The following is a 19827-nucleotide window of genomic DNA, read 5'->3' on the forward strand; positions in this document are numbered from 1 at the left end:
CGAATGCACCCACTGCCAAACCCGAACCACACAAGCTTCTGCCGACGCTGAGACCGCCGTCAAGGTTGGTAGAGGCTTGTGTAGACGCTGACAACGGACACCTCGTGCCGTTTGCCGACGCTGACGGTTCATTTGCGTCGCAAAAGACTCTCTCATCGCCAAACACGCGATCGGGGCAGACTGCCCAACCGGTCGTTGTGTGAGCGAATCCTCACACAATGACGGGCGGAATGCATCGGCCCCGCCGCACTGATGCGTACGGCGGGGCCGAGACGGCCGTCACAGCTTGCGACGACTACTTGCTGGCCGAGGTCTTATTCTCCTCCTCGATGGCCTTGTTGATGGCGTCCTCCAACTGCTGCTGCGCCTTACCGTACGCAGCCCAGTCACCGGATTTCATCGCGGCGTCAGAATCCTTCATCGCCTGCGCGGCATCGGCAAGCGCAGACTTCAGTGCCTCGCTCTGCGAACCACTTGATGAGGACTGGCCTGTCGTTCCTGACTTACCGCCGGATTTCCCGCTGTCTGTCCCGGATGAGCCAGACGATCCCGACGACCCCGCAGAGCCGGCTGCCCCGCCGTCCGACGCCGCGCGATTGTCGACATCGCCAGCATCCGCGCCTGAATTGCCTCCGAACACTTGGTCGAGCGCCTGATCGAGTGTGTCGGCGAATCCGACCTGGTCGCCGAACGCGACGAGCACCTTCTTGAGCAACGGGAACTGCGTCGAACCGCTCGACTGCACGTACACGGGTTCGACGTACACGAGACCGCCACCGAGCGGCAAGGTGAGCAGGTTGCCGCGTTTGACGGTGGTAGAGCCGGATTCAAGCAGGTTGAGTTCCTTGGATACATCGGCATCCGCGTTGAAGTTGTTCTGTGCCTGGCCGGGCCCGGGGACGTTCGAATCCTTGGGCAGTTCCTGCAATCTGATGGTGCCGTAGTTCGCCCCGATCGTGCCGGCGCTAGTTCCTGCGTCGGAGTCCACGGAGAGGAAACCGGTGAGGATCTCACGTGTGGAGGTCGAGGAACCCGCCGGGATGAACGAAGATGTCAATGAGAACACCGGCGCTTTGGACCCTCCGGTCTGCAAAGTCAGATAGTAGGGCGGCTGGAGCACGTCCTCCTTCTGAGCCTGCTGTGATTCGGTCGGGTCGACCGGCGACTGCCAGAAATCCTCACCGGAGAAGAACTGGCTCGCGCTGTCCACATGGTATTTGGTCAGCAATTGGCGCTGGACCTTGAACAGGCTTTCCGGATAGCGCAGATGGCTCATCAAATCGCCGGAGATCTCAGAAATCTGATGGTAGTTGCCTGGGAAGATCTGTTGCCAGGCCTTGAGCACCGGGTCGTTCGGATCCCACGCGTACAGGGTGACCGAGCCGTCGTAAGCGTCAACAGTGGCCTTCACAGAATTCCTGATGTAGTTGGCGTTCTGCGACCCCAGCCCCTGCACGGTCTGCGAAGTGCGGGTGGTCGAATCCTGGGTCGCCGCGCCCAGATCGGTCATCTGCGAATACGGGTAGGCATCGGATGTGGTGTACCCGTCCACAATCCATTTGACACGCCCGTCGACGACTGCCGGGTAGACGCGCCCGTCCAACGTCAGGTACGGCGCCACCGCGGCCACACGCTCCTTGGGGCTGCGGTTGTACAGAATCTGCGACTGGGAGTTGACACGGTCGGAGAACAGAATCTGGTCGGAGCCGAAACGAATTGCATACAGCACGCGCGTGAAGATGTTGCCGACACGCGGACCGCCATTGCCATCGAAGGTGTTGGTCGCGCCCTTCGAACCGGTCGGATAGTCGAACTCCCACGATGTGGTGCCTTCGGGCGCGCCGACAATCGAGTATTCGGGCGCGTTCGGCGAGAAGTAGATGCGCGGCTCGTAATGCTCCGACTCGGTGAGCTTGCCCTGGGTGGGGATGCCGGATTCGAAGAATTTCGGCTGGCCGTCCGCCGTGACCTTGTTGCCGTAGGCCGCGACCACACCGTAACCATGCGTGTACACCGTATGGTCGTTGACCCAGTTGCGGTTGTCGTTGCCGTCAAGATTGAGCTCGCGGGCGGCGATCACCGTGTCCTGGCTGGTGCCGTCAATGGTGTATTTGTCCACTGCCAGCGTGTCGGCGAAGGTGTAATACTGCTTGGACTGCTGCAGCTGCTTGAAGGTCGGCGAGACGATTTGAGGGTCCAGCAGACGGATCTGCGCGGTGCTTTCCGCGTCGGAGCTCAGTGCGCCGGATTTGCCTTCCGTGGTCGCGGCATACTGCTCGACTTTGATGTTGTCAAGCCCGTACGCCTGCTTGGTGGCGTTGATGTTGCGCTGGATGTACGAGGATTCCGCCTCCTGCGCGTTCGGGTTGACGCGGAAGCGCTGCATCACCGCCGGCCAGACACCGGTCAGCACAAGAGAGATGACCAAAGTCGAAGCGACTGCAACCACCGGGACACGCCATGCCTTGAGCGCCGCCCGAGCACGTACACCGACCGGTGCAGGCCCCTCGAGCTGGTGCGAACGCATAAGCCAGATGCCCAGCACTACGCCGAGTATGGCCGTCAACGCCGCCATGATGAAGGTGACGGGAATCGTGGCATGGACGGTGGTGTACGTAGCGCCGGTGATCCGGTCACCTTGTGCGGTAAGGCTGGAGAACACGCCAAACACCTGATTCACAGCCCACACGAGCATGTTGAGCATGAGCCACACACTGATCTGCCGGCGCGCATGCTTGGTGATGGCGAACAGGCCGCGGCCTTTGACCGGCATGGTCAGTCTGATGCCGCCGACCAGCGCGTGCGTGACCACGGAAAAGATGATTCCCATGAGCAGCAGCATCGCGACGGCGGACATCACAAGTCTCAAGCCTGGGAGCACGAAGACGTAGAAGCCGTTGTCGATGCCGAATTGCGGGTCTTTGGTGCCGAAGCGCTGCGCGTTGAACATGAGCAGAATCTGCGACCAGTTCGAGTTGAACTGCGAGCCGAACATGATGCCCACAATCAGGGAGACCACGACTGCGACACGCGTTGCGGTACGGGTACTCACCCCTTTACCGATTTCGATGACATCGCCGTTGATTCGTACCGTGGAGCCGTCAGCACCGCTAGGACGCGTGCGGATGGCGAGCACTGCGGCAATGAAGCTGACCAATGCCATGAGCAGCGCATAGGCGGCCCACAAGCCCACTTTCACACCGAGCTGCGTCCAGATCACACGTTGGAAGCCGAGTTGGTCGAACCACATGACATCCGTGATGAACCGGTCCAAACCGAAGAACAATCCGACGATCACGACGATGACAGCGATGATGCCAAGGGCGATTGTCGAACCGTTGTGCCTGGGCACTTTCGGCCGTTTCGCCGCGCGGCGGCCAAGCCGGGGCATCGACGTATTCCCATGCGGCGCCTGGGCGTTCCCACCGCCCTGCGCATCCCCGTCGACCTGGACGTCAACGACCTCGGGGTCGTCGTCCTTACGCCCGGAATCGCCGGGGAAGCCGAACATCATGCCGAAATCATCAAACAAAGCCATATTCCCAGCCTACCGACCGGCAAGGAACAGCGAAACGCCCAGCTGAAACGAAGGACGATATGGTATAAGGCTGATCATCGATACGGCGATATCTACGGCAACCGTGTCTCTCGGCCGCATCGACGACATCGACAATGTCAGCAAGCGGCGAAACACCGTCCGATTGCCCAACACTGGACTTGCAGACGCGATAGCCTGTAGCCATGAGTACGCATCTGTTCAGCGCACGCGACATGACGTGCACCGTCCCCTCGCAGGACGGCGAGAAAACCATTTTCCAAGGACTGTCCTTCGACATCGACGCCGGCGAGATCGTCGATCTGGTCGGCCCGTCAGGCGCGGGGAAAAGCAGCCTGCTCACCGCATTCGCACGGCTCAATCCCCATGCCGGCGGCACCATGTTCCTCGATGGCCGTCCATCGACGGAATTCACACCGCAGCAGTGGCGGTGTAGCGTCGCCTATCTGCCACAGAAACCGGTGCTGATCGGAGACAACGTGGCCGAGGTCATTCGTTTGCCGTGGACCTTGGCGATCCGCAACGAGCAGGATGACAGCTCGTCTGACACGAATCACCCTGTCGACCCCCAAGCCCATGCCCGTACCCGCGGCAAACGGCGTCGCAGCGGCATCTGGGGCGCGGTGCACAACGGCGTCGATATGCTGCCAGATGACAAAATCCGCGCCACCCTCGACGCCATCGGCTGCGAAGATATCAATCTCGGCAGGGCGCCGCACGACCTGTCAGGAGGACAGGCGGCACGCGTGAGCCTCGCGCGCACGCTGCTGACAGATCCGAAACTGCTGCTCGCCGACGAGGTCGATGCCGGGCTCGACGATGACAACGCGGCAAAAGTCGCCGCCATCCTCAGCGACGCCGCACAACGCGGCATGGCGGTGATCCGCATCCGGCACCGCCCGCCGGACGGGGTCGCCACCCGAACCGTCACCCTCGACGAAGGAGGACTGCGATGAACACGTTCAATCTGGCTTCGACATGGGCAACTCTCCCGAACACACCCCACGTCGCCCAAACCGTGGCACAAACAGCCACGCAGACGACATCGGGCACCTCCTACCCCATCGACATCTGGGGCCTGCTCATCGCACTCGCGATGGTGATGGTCGCCTCCGGGCTGTCATGGCTCATGCATCTGGGCATCGGCAAAACGCTTCTGTGGTCCGCATGCCGCGCGCTCGTCCAACTGTGCGCGATGGGCTTCATCATGGGCTATGTCATCAAATCCGGCAACCCGTGGCTGGTACTCGCCTTAGTCGCCGTCATGCTGGTGGCGGCCGTGCAAATCACCCTGTCACGCGCCAAAGGCGTGCCGAAGGGGCTTGCGGGTCCGGTGCTGCTGACCTTGGTCATCACCATGCTGCTCATGATTTCGATGGTCACGGAGCTGGTCGTACGCCCCCACCCGTGGTATGCGCCACAGCTGGTGGTGCCACTGACCGGCATGCTGTTGGGCAATACGGTTTCCGCGCTGGCCGTAGGGCTGAGCCGCTTTTATGAAAGCATGAAGGAACGGCGGGACGAGGTCGACACGCTGCTGGCGTTAGGCGCGACCCGCTGGGAGGCCGCACGGCCATCGGTGATTTCCTCGATCCGCCTCGGCTTGCTGCCGACCACGGCGTCGCTCGCCTCAAGCGGCATCGTGACCATCCCGGGCATGATGGCCGGCCAGGTCATCGCAGGCGGCGACCCGCTCAACGCAGCGAAATACCAGTTCGTGATCCTCGCCTCCATCGCCGCGCTCACCTTGCTGGCCGACACCCTGATCATGGTGATGGTGTATCGCACCTGTTTCACGCCCGACGACCAGTATCGCGACAAGCCCGTGGTCGAGCGTGGGAAGAAGCGGTGACGATTTGCTTGCTAAGTGAATGTCAACAGTCAGGTAGGTCTGCAGGCAAGAACCGCATAAACTCGAGTACCGGGCAAACCGGGCGATACAACGTTTTGGGCCGCACCCCGGAATACGGGATGCGGCCCAAAACAGTATGTGATGCCATCCGGCGAATTCATGTACCCGCCGAGCAGCGTCATGGTCATTCAATCACAGCACGTCCGGATCGTCCTTGGCAATCGTCCCAGTCGCCTTGCCGATGGCCTTGAGGCCGTGGTACATGACGAGCACGACGATCGTGCCGATGGCGATGCCGTTGAACTGCACGCCGCTGACCGCGAAGGTGAAGTCGGCGATGCCGATAATCATCGTGACGGCCGCGGTCATCACATTGACCGGCTTGTCGAAGTTGACATGGTTGTCCACCCAGATGCGCACGCCGATCATGCCGATCATGCCATACAGCAAGGTGGTCACGCCGCCGAGCACGCCGGCGGGAATGGTGTTGATCACGGCACCGAACTTCGGGCACAGGCTCAAAATCAAGGCGAACGCCGCCGCACACCAGTAGGCGGCCGTCGAATACACCTTCGTGGAAGCCATGACGCCGATGTTCTCGCCGTACGTGGTTGTGCCGGAGCCGCCGCCGAAGCCGGCAATCGCGGTGCCGACACCGTCGGCCATGAGCGCGGTGCCAATCTGGTTGTCATAATCGCGGCCGGTCATCTGTGCAACGGACTTGACGTGGCCTACGTTCTCGGCGACCAGCACGAGCACGACTGGAATGAACATCGCGAGAATCGAGAAATCGACCTGCGGCAGATGGAACTGCGGCAAACCGACCCAGGCGGCGCCTTCCACGGCCTTGAAATCGACCTGGCCGCGGGCGCACGCGTACGCATAGCCGACCAGTACGCCCAGCAGGATGTTCAGACGCCCGACCAAGCCGCGGAACAACACGCCGATCAGCAGGACGGCGACCAGCGTCACCACAGCCGTGTCCGGGGCCTTCTTGAAGTTCGTCCACACCGACGGGGCGAGGTTGAAGCCGATGATCGCCACAATCGCGCCGTTGACCACCGGAGGCATGATCTTGTCAATCCACTTGGCACCGGCGAAATGGACAAGCACGCCCACCAAGGCGAGCAGCAGACCGGTGACCATGATGCCGAAGCTTGCGACCGCGATGCCCTTGTCGGCCGAGGCGACCGCCGCAATCGGGGCGATGAAGCCGAAGGAGCTACCGAGGTAGCTTGGCAGCTTGTTCTTGTTGATGAGCAGGAACAGCGCCGTCGACATGGCGGTGAAGAACAGGGTCGTCGACGGGTCGAAGCCGGTGAGAATCGGGACCAGGAAGGTCGCGCCGAACATCGCGATGACATGCTGGGCGCCGATACCTGCGGTGCGCGGCCAAGACAGGCGCTCGTCGGGTTCGACCACCTCCCCGGGTTTCAAGGTCTTGCCGTCACCGTGCAGTTTCCATGTGAACAAGCCGCTACTCATCTACTGCTCCTTTGTCTTCTTGGAATTCGCCGGACGCACATGGCGCGCCGACGCCTTGCACAATGGTAGCGGTGTCGATGTCACGAGAGACAACAAGACCTAAAAACCCGCGGATTTTTAGGCGTGTCGCGCTCTCGTCGTCTTGGTGCCGGCAGTCAGGACGCATCGGGCGGCAATACGGGTGTCACTTGGTGTATTGCGTCAGATGCGGGTCAACCGAATGCACAACATCAACCAGATCGCCATTCGACAGCAGCGGGCGCTGGAACTCGCGCCACGGTTCCACTTCGACCTCCCAACGGCCGGTCTGCTCGTCGAGCACCGGACGGGCGGTCTGTTCCCAGCGCAGCCGTTCGGTCGTGCGGCCGGTGTGCGGGTCACGGCGGGAATAATGCAGGCACGTGCAGTTCGTGATTTTCCAATCGTCGCTGTCCGCGCGGTGCATGAACTCCTCGTCGGAGAGGTCCTCGAGCGTGAGCATCATCGCCAGCATGAAATCGCCGTGCGTGACCACGACCACCGATTCCGACTCGGAGCGGCGGTTGAGCGAGGTGAGCAGGTTGTGCACGCGGTCCTCGGCGACATCGGCGATCGATTCGCCTGCTGGCGGACGCCAATACAGCGGGTCAGTGCGTTTGAACAACCAGTTGCGCTCGTAATTGGTTTTGAATTCATCCTGCGTGATGGTGTTGATTTCACCCCACGACCGCTCACGCAACACCCGGGTCTCCTCCCATTTCGCCTTGGGCAAGGCCATGGTGGCGGCCGTTTCGCGAGCGCGGACGTACGGCGAGACCAGATAGCGGTCGAATAGCTGCTGCTGGGAGACAAGCCAGCGGCCGATGCAATCAGCCTGGCGACGGCCGGTCGCCGTCAAACGCCACGAACGATCCGGCACCGTCACGTTATCCTGCGTGTACAGGGAGGTATCGCCCTGCTCGCCGGCCTTGATGATGACATTCGCCTCGGATTCACCGTGCCGGATCACATACAAATCAAGCGGCATCCCCATAGGCGCTCCTTTCCGAACAATGCGTCCAGACCGCGACCACGCGGCCGATTCCTGATACTACGCTATCGCAACGTCCCGGGACCATGCCGGCGAATCCGCGGGGCGAGAACAAATGACACCGACAATTCACCGCGCGTCCATCAGACGGTGTTTATCGGGGGTGTTATCAGACGGCGCCCGTCGCCCATCAGACACGTCAGCTGATATGCACGGGCGTGCCGTCAGGAACCTGATCGTAGAACCACTTCGCGTCAGACAAGGTCAGACGCACGCAACCGTGCGATGCCGGATGCCCGAGTTTCACCGCCTCACTGACCACATACGTCCCCGCATCCTGTTTGGTGGGCACGGTGTGGAACAGGAAGACGTTGTTGCGGAAGGACACCCAATAGTCCGCGCCCCAGCCATCAGAGGGGTTGTAGAAATGGTCGCCCCGGCCGTTGATGGTGAAATCCCCGTGTGGAGTGCTGTCGTTGAGCCCCGTGCTGGCAATCATCGTGTAAATAGTCTTGCCGTTGGAGCACACGTGCACCCGTTGGGCGGATAAATCGACCGTGATGCTCAAGTTCTTGTATTCGGACAGTTTCGGCTGCGCCCCGCCAGATGCGGCACGCCAATCGACGGTCGTGCCCTTGTTCTGGGCATTGGTATGTGTGCCAGGGGATGCGTTAATCGCCGGTACTGCGGATTTGTTCAGTGTATGAGTACCGTCAGGGGCGGGAACATTGCGGTGTACGAGAGTAGTGGATGACCTGAATGCAGCTCGGGTTGTCGCTCGCATATCCGCACGATGCTGCTGGATGGAGAAGAACCCGAAAATCAGCGCGATACATGCCAACGCCGCGAGAAGAACCCTGGCATTGCGGCGGAGCGGATGATCGCCCTGCCCGCTTCGATGCGGGAAAACCGCCATAGTCGCCTCCGTTCGTCTGCAGTACGCACGCTGAATCACGCCCCCGTGGTGGGTTGTCACGACGGGGGGATTCATTCATGCCTTTCTACAATAACGGTATCCGCACCGATGACGCGCGGGTGGAGCCGTTTTCGTCGCTACAAGCCAAAGTTGACAAAGCGGGTGGGAGATTCTATGTGGCACGGGCTGGAGGCGGTCTACGTTCTCCCCCGCATGGTACCCGGCTGCCGTGCAACACACCAGTCGCACAACGGGGAGATACCGGCAGATAGCACCCGCAATTGTCCGGTATCCGGCTGCCGTGCAACACGACAGTCACACAACGGCGGAGTTGAGCGCTCGTCGGCCAACTATGAATAGTAAATACGTCGCTGCGGGGTTTCAAACAACCGGGAACGCCAAAACAAGAATGACACCCGTCCTCCTCCGCCCTGCTCCTCACCAAAAAGGAAAGGAAACCACGGCGGGTTCTAGTGAACGTCGCAACTGTGCGGCGGCATGAACCCAGATTTCGCAGCAGGTCATGCACGAACCGCGCGTTGTGCCTGGAAATGAGGGACACAACAATTTGCCCGCAGACAGGGAACCGGCTGCAACCGTCATCGTACATGGCTGTAGCAAAGCATCAGTATGTTGGCGCAGTCGAGGGTTCGCCGACCTCGGTGACCAGCTGCGATGACAATCGGCGATTGCGTCAGCCGATCTTTCTGCAGCACAGTAATGAGCTGGGTCGCACTGGCCACCGTCATGCCCTGCGGCCCGCGCGCAGAACATGCTTGTCCACTAATCGAGAAGGTCATCATGGCTAACGGACGTCATCGTCAACGAACGTCATCGTCAACGGACGTCACCGTCAACGGACGTCACCGCCCAGCGTGGGACTTTTCTCGTTATATGCAGTTTGACGCGTAAACTCCCAGGGGCCTGATTTCGAGTACGTTGGTATTTCAACGTTTTCGTTGTCGCATCTGCACGAAACCCCGTCCTCGCCCACAAACTCCCGGGAGATAACCGCCATTGGCGCCATTCCCGCCAAAAGTCCCGGGAGTTTGCCGCCATTATGACGTTTCCGTCAGAAGTCCCACGTACCGGACCTGTCGCGTCCGACTGTGCCGGCGAGCGCCACTGAAAAGTCACTCTAAAGTCACTCATTCGATGGCGACAACCGCCCGGAACGTGGCGGGAACGGCCGGTTTTCGTGCATTCAAAAACGGCGCGATTGCAACGTTCCGCGGTTTGGAATCGTTGGAATCGCGCCGTTTTGGCGGGGTGTGGGCGGTTACTTGGATACGTTGAACTTGAATTCGACGATGTCGCCGTCCTGCATCACGTAGTCACGTCCTTCAAGGCGGAGCTTGCCTTCCTCCTTGATGGTGTTCATCGAGCCGTTGGCTGCGACGAAGTCATCGTAGGAGACGATTTCGGCCTTGATGAAGCCACGCTCGAAATCGGTGTGGATCACACCTGCTGCCTGCGGGGCGGTCCAGCCCTTGTGGATCTGCCAGGCACGCACTTCCTTCTCGCCTGCGGTCAGGAAGGTCTGCAGGCCGAGAATATCGAATCCGACACGGGCAAGCTGGTCGAGCCCGGATTCCTTCAATCCGGCGTCCTCAAGCATCTCACGCGCATCCGCCTCGTCAAGCTCGGTCAAATCAGCTTCGAACTGGGCGTTGAGGAAAATCGCCTTCGCAGGGGCCACCAAATCGGTGAGCTTCTTGCGCAGCTGCTCATTGGACAGTTCGGCGTCGTCAACATTGAACACGTAGATGAACGGCTTGGCGGTCAGCAGGTGCAGGTCGTAGATGTCGTCCTTGTTGATCTTGCCTGCCTGGGCCGCGTGGTCGATGGTCTCGCCCGCCTCGAGGATCTTCTTCGCCTCGTTGACTGCGTTCACGTATTCAGGCGTGACCTTCTTGCCGCGCAGTTCCTTCTCGAGCTTCGGCAGCGCGTTTTCGATGGTTTGCAAATCGGCGAGGATGAGCTCGGTGTTGATTGTGTCGATGTCGTCGGCGGGATCGACCTTGCCGTTGACGTGCACGATGTCATCGTCCTCGAAGGCGCGCACGACCTCGCAGATCGCGTCGGCTTCACGGATGTTCGCGAGGAACTTGTTGCCTAGGCCCTCGCCCTCGGACGCACCCTTGACGATGCCGGCGATATCGACGAAGGTGACGGTGGCGGGCACGATCTTCTCGGTGTGGACGAGCTTGGCGAGCACCGGCAGCCGGTCGTCCGGCAGGGGCACGATGCCGGTGTTCGGCTCAATGGTGGCGAACGGGTAGTTCTCCGCCAGCACATTGTTGCGGGTGAGCGCGTTGAACATGGTGGACTTGCCGACATTCGGCAGGCCAACGATTCCGATAGTTAAAGACATGCTTTCCAGTGTAGAGGCATGATGGACGTAGCGCATGCCGTCGGCACGTCATCACCCTTGCGTAATTCGCGCCGACTGGGAGAACAGCCGTCGGATGAGCCGCCGCGACACGAGCGGCGGCCGGTGCCACGATTTGCATCGTCAACACCGGCCGCCACCGCAAACATCAAGGAACCGTCAGCCTTCCACAGCTTGCACCGCGGAAATCACATCGCCGCGGAACCCGTGCTGTTCCAACGCGACCACGCCGCGGATGGTCGCGCCGCCCGGAGAGCAGACCGCATCCTTCATGGCCGCGGGCAGCCGCCCGTCACTGACTTGCAACGCGCCCGTGCCCTCGACCATTTTCGCGGCGAGCCGGTACGCGCTGGCACGCTTTAGCCCATACTGCACGCCCGCGTCGGCGAGCGCCTCGATGTACATCGCGGTGAACGCCGGGGCACAGCTGGAAATGGTACCCGCTTGGGACATGTGCGCAGTGTCGACGGTCTCGAGCATGCTGACCGGCTCGAGCAGCGCGCGGACAAGCCCCGCCTGGTACTCGGTGAGATTGTGCTTGTCTTCGACGACGCTGACGCCTTGGCCAACGGCGATCGGAGTGTTGGGGATGATGGAGATGTGCGGGGTATGGTCCTCGAGCACTATTTCAAGGCGGTCGAAAGTCCACCCCCAGGCCACGCATACGACGATGCTGTTGGCCAGTTCATGCAGAATTGGGGTCACGACCTCTTCGATGAGGTTCGGTTTGACGGCGAGGATGACGATATCGCTTGCTGCGGCAACCTCGGTGGCGTTGTGCATCGGACGCACGCCAAGCGCGGACGTGCTGTCCACGAGCTTGTCGTAATGTCCTGCGCAGGCGAGAATCTGCCCGCCTTCGAGGACTCCCCCGTCCACAAAGCCTTGGGCCATGGCCTGTGCCATGGCGCCGTAACCGATGAATCCGACGGTGATGTCGCTCAGTTGCTGGGTCATTGGGTTCCTTTCTTGGGTTGTTCGCCGGCGCCATGCCGGCCACGGATGCGTTCGGGCGCGGTTGCGGGCCGCGCCGGGCTGGTCACTTGATGCCGGCGAGGTCTCCCCGCCCCAGGGCTTCCCGGTATTCGCGCGTGAAAACCCGCGGGTCGGTGCGCAACCCGTCATGCTCATACTCGTTGGTCGCCCAGTAGTGGCTGTTGCCGACACGGGACAGGGTATCAAGCTGAAGTGTCGAATCAACATACATGTCGTCCACGTAGACAGTCGCCTGCAGCGGCACCTCGTTACGAGCGAGCTGGTCGGCGTCGTAGATCTTGCCGAAATGCGTGTCCTGCATGAGGATGTCCATCGCTGCGGCGAATGGGTGCAACGCCTGCTCCTGCCGGAACATCCACGGGAAAATCGCCTCCCCGGTGAACAGCAGCGGCCGCGCGGATACGGAGAATTGAGGGCGGGTGTCGTAGGCGCGTTGGGCAGCCCAGTTGACCGGATGTTCGAGCTCGCCGTCGGCGTAAATGAATTCCTGAAGCGGCCAGTACAGGGGGCGGGATGCGGTCGTGTCCATCACATGGGTGAGGAATTCGTCGGACAGCGGTGACGAGCTGTCCACGGAACCATCGCCGTCGACGAAAGCCTCGTCGAACAGCCAGTGAATCTGTTCGAAACTCGGCTTCATACCGAACCCGCCACCCAAAGTCTGCACGCGTTCGACGGTCAGCGGATCGCCGTTGGGCAACGCCACTCCCCCTTGGGCCACCCGGTCGGCAACGGCGGCGACACGCTCGCGGTCCTGCGGATAACGCACGTAATACTGCATGGTCTTCGATTCCATACGCGGGAAGGTGTGCGCGTATACGTCGTCCGGGTCAGCCGGCACATGCGGGATGCCGCCGTTGGTGAAGCATGCAGCCAATCCTTGCGGGAACAGGGACAGGTAGCTCAAGGTCAGGAACCCGCCGTAGCTCTGCCCGAGCGTGACCCACTTGCGGCCGCCGAACGCACTCAGGCGCAGATGCTCGAAGTCCCGGATAATCGAATCGGCAAGGAAACGCTTGAGATACGCAGCCTGCGCCGACGCGTCCCCGATACGGGACATGGCATGCGAATCAATACGCGAGGAACGGCCAGTGCCACGCTGATCAGGCAGCACAACCCGGAAATGCTTCAATGCCTCTGCAAGCCAGGCATCCCCGCCGTCATGGCCCATCGGGCGCGGGCCCGCACCTCCCGGGCCTCCTTGTAAGAACAGCAGCAGCGGCAAGTCCTCCTGCTCGTGACCTGCCTCGCATACCACCCGGTAGAACAGCCGAATCGTCTCTCCGGACACCGTTTTGCCGGGCGTGTCGCCCCGCCAGTCCAGCGGCACATCAATCGCATGATCTTCGATATATCGCCCCGGAACGTAATACTGCGCCAACGCCGTCATCGTGCACCTCCCGACCGTGAATCGGCCCATCAATCCGTTATGCCCACCATAGCGCCACCCCGGCCTTACCTCACCTTTCCCTGTCTTTGCTTCGTTCTTCCCGCCTTTCATCCTCGCGCATGATGGCCGCGGTGCCCGCCGGACGCTAGGGTGAATGGCATGCATTGGATGACACGGATGACCTCATGGGCCAAAAGCCACGTTCTGGCGGTGGATACCGCCATGACCGTGCTGGTTGCCGCGCTGTTCCTGGTGATTGTGACCGCCACCGGCTCCATTCCCGGCGTGTTCTTCTCCTGCCCGGCAACCGCGTGTACCCTGTGGCAGATCGCCATCCTCATTCCTGTGGCTACCCGCCGGTGGCGTCCGGAACCGAGCGCTTGGGCGATTACCGCAGTTGCGGTCGCCCAGCTCATCATTGGTCCGGCGCTGGTGCCCGCGGACTTGTTCGCGTTGAGCGTCCTGTACGCCGTCATCGTGTACGGCAATCCGAACCGAAGCCGCCTGTTCGCGTGTCTTGCGCTGGCCATCGGCATCCTCGCCTCGCTCGCGCTGGCAATATCTACCAGTGTCGGGCCGGTATTCGGCGACCCCGGGTCCCCGTATACCATCTCCCTGTGCGAAGGCAACAACCCTCACACCTGCGCGCAGAATTTCCTCTCAGCGTTCACGGGCGGACTCATTGTCATCACCCTGTGCATCGTCACCGCGATTTTCCTCGGTTACTGGCAGCGCGCACGCAACGTGACCATCACGATGCTGCAAGAACGCAACGAGGCTTTGCAGGCCGGGGAGGACGAGCGACGCCGGATTGCCGCGTTGGCGGAACGAGCCCGGATCGCTCGCGATATGCATGATGTCGTCGCGCACACCCTGTCAATCATCATCGTGCAATCCGATGGGGGCAGGTATGCCGGGGCTTCGAACCCGCAGATCGCCAAACGCACGATGCACACCATCGAACACGAGTCACAGCGTGCGATGCGCGATATGCAGCATCTGCTGGGCGTATTCGGCGAACCCGACCATGCAGATTACCGGCATGTCACCGCACTGGTCGGCGAAGCCAGACACTCAGCGGCCGACACGGACATCAGCTACACGATCATCGGGGAACCGCATCCGGCGCGGCTGAGCGAAACCGCAAGCACGGCAATGTACCGTATGGTGCAGGAAGCACTGACCAATGTGCGCAAATACGCCGGCCCCGACGTGCACGTGGATATCGAGGAGGCATGGTCAGACACCGGGTTGACTGTCCGTGTCACCGATGACGGCCGGGGTGCGAGCGCCGCCGCGGACGGACATAAACCCGGCCTCGGTTTGCTCGGCATGCGCGAACGCATCGCGATGGCACATGGCAGTGTCCAAGCGGGACCAAGGCTCAGCGGTGGTTTTGAGGTCGTGGCGAGTGTGCCGTACCGGGACACCGAGCATGAAGCCGAACTACGTGCCACCGCTTCGACCGCAACTTCGCCGGCACCAGTCGCGGCCGTACCTGCGGCCCATCAGTCACAAGAAGCTCTGACCGGCGCGAGCGAACCAACCATGCCGGCAATTGATCTACAGCACAGTAGTACAGTCGGCGACGAGCTCACCCCCGTCCGGCAGCCACGGCAGAACACAATCGGCGGAGGAAGAACGTCAGTGCGGCAAAGCATCGCACCCGCATCACTACCGTTGCAGGCGCGCCCTACTCGGATTCCTGACATGCTGCGGCGGTGCTTCAACGACCGCCGTCCGACACTGCCTACTGCGGAAGATCGCACAGACGTCGCCACGAATACGGTCGAGCGCATGTCCATGTGGTGGGAGCGTCACTATCTGGCGTCAGACATCCTGTCTGGTCTCATCTTCATCGCGTTCTTCGGCCTGTCCGGGGTAAACGTGGGCAACAATCTCGAATTCGTGCTCACCGGCAACCAGACACATGCCATCGGCCAAGCCGTCATCTGGGCAGTGACGGTACTGGCCATCCTGCCGTGGATGTTCAGACGCCGTTTCCCACAGGCGAGCGCCATATTCGCCTTCGTTTTCGCCATACTCCAACTGCTGGTTATGCCGTGCATCCTATTCGTCAACATCATGTCTCTCGGCGTGCTCTCCGCCGCAATCCTCTATGGCAATAGGCGCTCCACCAACCGGGCGATCGCCGCGGCCTCAACCGCCACATGCATGTGCGCGCTGTGCGTGTTCTCCGCAGCCATGGGGTATACCTCCCTGCTCGCCATGCTCGCCGATCTTGCACAGCTGCAACGTCCCAGCGGCGCCATACTGATTGAAACGGGCTCCGCCTTCGTCACCGTCGGGCTCATGTGCCTGATCGCCATCGTCGCAGCGATATGGAAACGCACAAGCGGCAACGATGCGCTCGTCTTGCAGGCGCGTGAACAGGCGCTTAACGAGGAGGCCCGCCGGCAGCAAGTGCTCGCCGCGAACGTGGAGCGTGACCGGATCAGCGCGAATATCCAAAGCGAGGTCACCGACACCCTCCAATCCGTAATCGCTTGTACCCATGAGGGGCTCGCCATGTTCGAACACGCGGAACAGGAAGGGACCGAGCCGGATGCAGCCGCAGTCTCCGAAGCGTTCAAACAGATCGGCGAGCAAGGACGGGCCGCTCTGGCACGCATGCGCGAATTGCTTGGCGTGCTGCGCAAAACCGGGTTCAGCGACGAGACGCACGACCGGTCTGCGGATATCGCCCCGCTCGCCCCGGTTTCTCCGCCTGCCTCAGCCTCCTCTGCCACCCCGGCTACGCAGGATTCCCAAGCCACACCAGCTTCCCCGGCCGCTGCGATCACTCCTGCCGCGGTCTCGGATGCGCTACCGGCCGCCGAAACTACCGCCTCCGGCACCGCCGCCACCACCGCCGAATCCGCCGGATGACCCCGAACCTGAGGAGCCGAGCGTGGTCTGTACTGCGCTCTGGACTTCAACGAACCCGTCGTTGAGCTGCGCGCCCAAATCCGCGAAAGACGACGGCGCGAATGCCGCGACACCGGACCCGCCGCCAGCGGTCAAGCCAGCGACGACACCGCCGGGCAGAATCGTCGGACGGTACATCCAATACACGAGCGAACCGGAGGCATGGTCGTCAAGCCACTGCGGGTCGGATAGCTCAGGAACCGAACGGGCGAGTTGACTCATCACCTGTTCTGACAGCCCGAAAGCCGCCGCATAGACGAGGTATTTGTCCCACAAGACAAGCTCCTGCGTGCCACGATCTGTGAAATCGCTGAAATCATTGAGATATCGCTTAAACGCTTCCAGTTGCGAAGCCAGCTGACGGCCGTGCTCGTTCAAACCGGAGAACCGCATCAGGCCCATGCACAGGCCCACACACAACGCGACCGGAAGAATCGTCACCAATTGTAGGAACAGGTTGCTCGATAGCAACGCGCAACTGACCACCAGATAGATGAACGCGATGATGCTGACGACGATGCTTCCCCGGCCGACAGGCACAGTGAGGTTCAGTTTCGAGAACTCCCCCTCAAGCTGCGTCACCATGGTCTGCTGTTCTTTCGCGCCGCGTTTCCAGTCATTCATCAGGGAACGCATCTGCTTCATGTCGAACACCCGGGTCTTACCGCGTTTGCCCACCGCCTCGAGGAAATCCAGCAGGTCGGTCTCGCTGTCGCACAGGTGCAATGCCGCATGGCCACGGGAATCCTCGCCATCTGCTTCGATTACGATGGTCACGTCATCAGGTTTGACGGCGATGCTCGTGCGCCCGTCCGACCGGTCCACGTGATATTCGACGGCCGGGGTTTGCTCGACCCCTGACAAAACGGTGGCGTCACTCGCGCCGGATACATCAATGCCGTCATAGGATTCCGCCGTACCAGGCAGGAGCCTGATAGCATGTTTGGATGCGAGCGAGAGCATGGTGGCGCTCAGTGCACGCGCATTCGTCTGCGATGCAGGGCAATGCTCGATCAGCGCGTTGAGGCGCGCCGCGTTGTTCGGCGTCATGTCGGGCGGCTCACGACGGTACGCGGCGTCCTTGGGGAACGACGTCTTGCGGATGCTGCCGCGCAGGCAGACGAGCATGGCGACGCACAGAGTGATGCCTATGGCCGCGATGATGAACGCGCGCATCACCAATTCCCTGTGTTTGGCGTCGCGGTATCGCGCCCAGCGGTCCATCTTGTCCTGCTCCGAGGTGATCAGGCTCTCCCGGTGTTCGCCCGGCCCATGACGGGCGACATCGTTCATCTGAGCGATATCGACCATGGCGACCACATCGAGATACATGCCGGATTTCACGTTCTTCGCTGAGAAATGCAGCGTGCCGTCTTTATCGCGTGTGGTCTGTGAGAACGGGCCTTCGAAGTGCAGCCAAGTCGCTGAATTCTTCGTCGTGACGCCATCGGGGAAAGTCACCGTCCCCGTGACTTCACCGATCGGGACGGTGTTTCTGGTGCCAATCGGCTCCCACTGGAATGTGGCGACATCATCGTAGGCGGTGGACACCCCTTCGAAGGTCATCGTAATGTCGAACCCCATGCTGTCGGTGTCGTCGGTCGCGGGGATGTTCCAACCGATTTCAATAGTGGGGTACTGATCCGAGTAGCCGCCCGAGGCGTCAGGCTTGTCACGTTCCGGGTCATACGTCTTTGTGCTCACCCCGGCGCGTTTGATATACCAGTGCCCAGCATACGTGGAGTCCCATAGTGACGTGGACTGGCTGCCGGGCACGACCGGGTCTGCCTGGGTGTAAGTTTCGCCGGTCGTGGTGTTCTTGACGCTCACCCCGGTGATGGCGGTGAGTTGGTCGGGGTCAAGACGATACTGCTGGTACAGTTGCCGCCACGGCTTGCCCCGCTTCTTGAGCGTCACATCGATATGCTCGCGAATCTTCAGGTCGCCATTGCGTTGCACTTCGACCTCATAGTTGGCGCTCCGATACGTCATGTCCGCAGACGGGTAGATGTCCAAGTAGGTCCTGACGATGATATAGGTGCACGCGAGCACCACTGCAAGCGCGATGCCGACCGCCCTTTTCCACGCGCTGGCTGTTGACTTCACAGCTGGCAACTCCTTGTGCTCCATGCCGCAACGGAATCGCCGCCGTGGCTTGTTCCGGATGCCTTGTCCGGTATCAGCCCGCACGTCCGCCATGGTCGTTCCCGAGCATGATACGTCGTTCAGTATCTCAGGAGTGCGGTACATCACCGCGCCAACCGCGCATCCGCCCCTCCCTGTCATTGCATCTCAAGCCTCGTACGCCGTGTGGGTCGCGCGCGAACCGTGCCGCATCCTAGCGCACGCCCCTACCTGCGGTTACAGTGGAAGCCATGCATGAGCAGCAACACATCCGTGTGGTCATCGCCGACGATCAGGAACTCGTCCGCGCAGGATTCGCCATGGTCATCGGATCCCAGGCGGAGATGGAGGTCGTCGGGCAGGCAAGCGACGGCGATCAGGCAGTCGCGCTCGCGCAAGAGTTGCATCCTGATGTCGTGCTCATGGACGTGCGTATGCCCGGCATGGACGGAATCGAGGCGACACGCCGGATCACTGCGATGGAATCGACGACGTCTCACCCCAGTGACACGCCGGGCGGCCATGCCGAGAACATCGATGACGCAGGGCATGTCACCCGTGTCATCATTCTGACGACTTTCGATCTGGACGAGTATGTGATGTCCGCGATCAATGCGGGTGCGTCGGGCTTCCTGCTCAAGGACACCGAGCCGGAGACCCTGCTGGCCTCCATTCGTACCGTGTACCAGGGCAACGCGATCATCGCCCCGTCCGCGACCAAGCGGCTGATCGAGAATATGGTTGAAGGCAGGCTCGCCCCCACTGTACGACCGGGGACGTCCGGCGGCAATGAAGCGCAGTACACCGATCCGGAGTTGAACGAACTGACCGAACGCGAGCGCGAGGTGCTCATTGAAATCGCGCATGGGCTGAGCAATCAGGAAATCGCCGACAAGCTGTTCATCAGCCTGCCGACCGTGAAAACGCATGTGGCGCATATCCTGGCGAAAATCAACGCGCGCGACCGGGTACAGGCGGTTGTCTTCGCCTACGAGAACGGACTGGTCCGCCCGTAGACGCTCCGTAGAAGCGACACGCAAACCATATGCGGGTATGCAGCTGTCTCTTATACACATCTCCGAGCCCACGAGACTTACGTCGGTATCTCGTATGCCGTCTTGTGCTTGAAAATCCGGGGGGGGGGGGGGGGGGGGGGGGGGGGGGGGGGGGGGGGGGGGG

Annotated in this window: 11 protein-coding genes and 2 pseudogenes; 5 read left to right on the forward strand and 8 right to left on the reverse strand. The window is 61.4% G+C overall.

The annotated features are described in order from the left end of the window. Positions 1–295 precede the first annotated feature (295 nt). Positions 296–3538 (reverse strand): UPF0182 family membrane protein, encoded by a 3243-nt coding sequence (locus ACTQYB_RS07680; protein WP_441482351.1) that lies wholly within the window; start codon positions 3536–3538, stop codon positions 296–298. A gap of 203 nt (positions 3539–3741) precedes the next feature. Here ACTQYB_RS07680 and ACTQYB_RS07685 point away from each other — a divergent pair, with 203 nt between their 5' ends. Continuing rightward, positions 3742–4512, forward strand: a complete 771-nt coding sequence (locus ACTQYB_RS07685; RefSeq protein ID WP_441482352.1) for an ABC transporter ATP-binding protein — start codon at positions 3742–3744, stop codon at positions 4510–4512. Continuing rightward, complete coding sequence (locus ACTQYB_RS07690) at positions 4509–5408, forward strand: ABC transporter permease (protein WP_441482353.1); 900 nt, start codon at positions 4509–4511, stop codon at positions 5406–5408. Before ACTQYB_RS07685 ends, ACTQYB_RS07690 begins: the two co-directional genes overlap by 4 nt. A gap of 192 nt (positions 5409–5600) precedes the next feature. On the opposite strand, the gene ACTQYB_RS07695 is transcribed toward ACTQYB_RS07690, so the two are convergent. From ACTQYB_RS07695 to ACTQYB_RS07720, 6 genes are all read right to left on the reverse strand, one after another. After that, positions 5601–6893: a uracil-xanthine permease family protein gene (locus ACTQYB_RS07695; RefSeq protein ID WP_441495919.1), complete on the reverse strand. Its 1293-nt coding sequence runs from the start codon at positions 6891–6893 to the stop codon at positions 5601–5603. A 184-nt stretch (positions 6894–7077) separates the two neighbouring features. Further along, a complete protein-coding gene (locus ACTQYB_RS07700) occupies positions 7078–7905 on the reverse strand; it encodes a histidine phosphatase family protein (RefSeq protein WP_033505391.1) in 828 nt (275 codons plus the stop codon). Between the two features lie 196 nt (positions 7906–8101). After that, entirely contained in the window at positions 8102–8818 is a 717-nt protein-coding gene (locus ACTQYB_RS07705; RefSeq protein WP_441482355.1) for a L,D-transpeptidase, read from the reverse strand. Positions 8819–10097: 1279 nt separating this feature from the next. After that, positions 10098–11192, reverse strand: coding sequence for a redox-regulated ATPase YchF (gene ychF / locus ACTQYB_RS07710; RefSeq protein ID WP_015450329.1), 1095 nt, complete (start codon positions 11190–11192; stop codon positions 10098–10100). A gap of 177 nt (positions 11193–11369) precedes the next feature. Continuing rightward, positions 11370–12167 (reverse strand): pyrroline-5-carboxylate reductase, encoded by a 798-nt coding sequence (gene proC / locus ACTQYB_RS07715; RefSeq protein WP_441482356.1) that lies wholly within the window; start codon positions 12165–12167, stop codon positions 11370–11372. Between the two features lie 82 nt (positions 12168–12249). After that, a complete protein-coding gene (locus ACTQYB_RS07720) occupies positions 12250–13596 on the reverse strand; it encodes an alpha/beta fold hydrolase (RefSeq protein WP_441482357.1) in 1347 nt (448 codons plus the stop codon). 159 nt (positions 13597–13755) lie between these two features. Here ACTQYB_RS07720 and ACTQYB_RS07725 point away from each other — a divergent pair, with 159 nt between their 5' ends. Further along, the gene (locus ACTQYB_RS07725) at positions 13756–16485 is read left to right on the forward strand and encodes a DUF7134 domain-containing protein (protein ID WP_441482358.1); all 2730 of its coding nucleotides are present in this window, start codon (positions 13756–13758) and stop codon (positions 16483–16485) included. Here ACTQYB_RS07725 and ACTQYB_RS07730 read toward each other — a convergent pair. Beyond that, entirely contained in the window at positions 16423–18630 is a 2208-nt protein-coding gene (locus tag ACTQYB_RS07730) for a DUF2207 family protein (RefSeq protein ID WP_441482359.1), read from the reverse strand. The two genes, ACTQYB_RS07725 and ACTQYB_RS07730, sit on opposite strands and share 63 nt — an antisense overlap. Before the next feature lie 338 nt (positions 18631–18968). Between ACTQYB_RS07730 and ACTQYB_RS07735 the strand changes: the two are divergent. Together ACTQYB_RS07735 and ACTQYB_RS07740 are read left to right on the forward strand one after the other, a co-directional pair. Continuing rightward, positions 18969–19079, forward strand: a pseudogene (locus ACTQYB_RS07735) (DNA-binding response regulator); the annotation flags it as partial. A 123-nt stretch (positions 19080–19202) separates the two neighbouring features. Then, positions 19203–19664: pseudogene (locus tag ACTQYB_RS07740) on the forward strand (LuxR C-terminal-related transcriptional regulator); the annotation flags it as partial. Between the last annotated feature and the right edge of the window lie 163 nt (positions 19665–19827).

Origin of the sequence: Bifidobacterium sp. LCP19S3_E9 (genome assembly GCF_052121135.1) — a bacterium.
Classification (GTDB): Bacteria; Actinomycetota; Actinomycetes; order Actinomycetales; family Bifidobacteriaceae; genus Bifidobacterium; species Bifidobacterium thermacidophilum.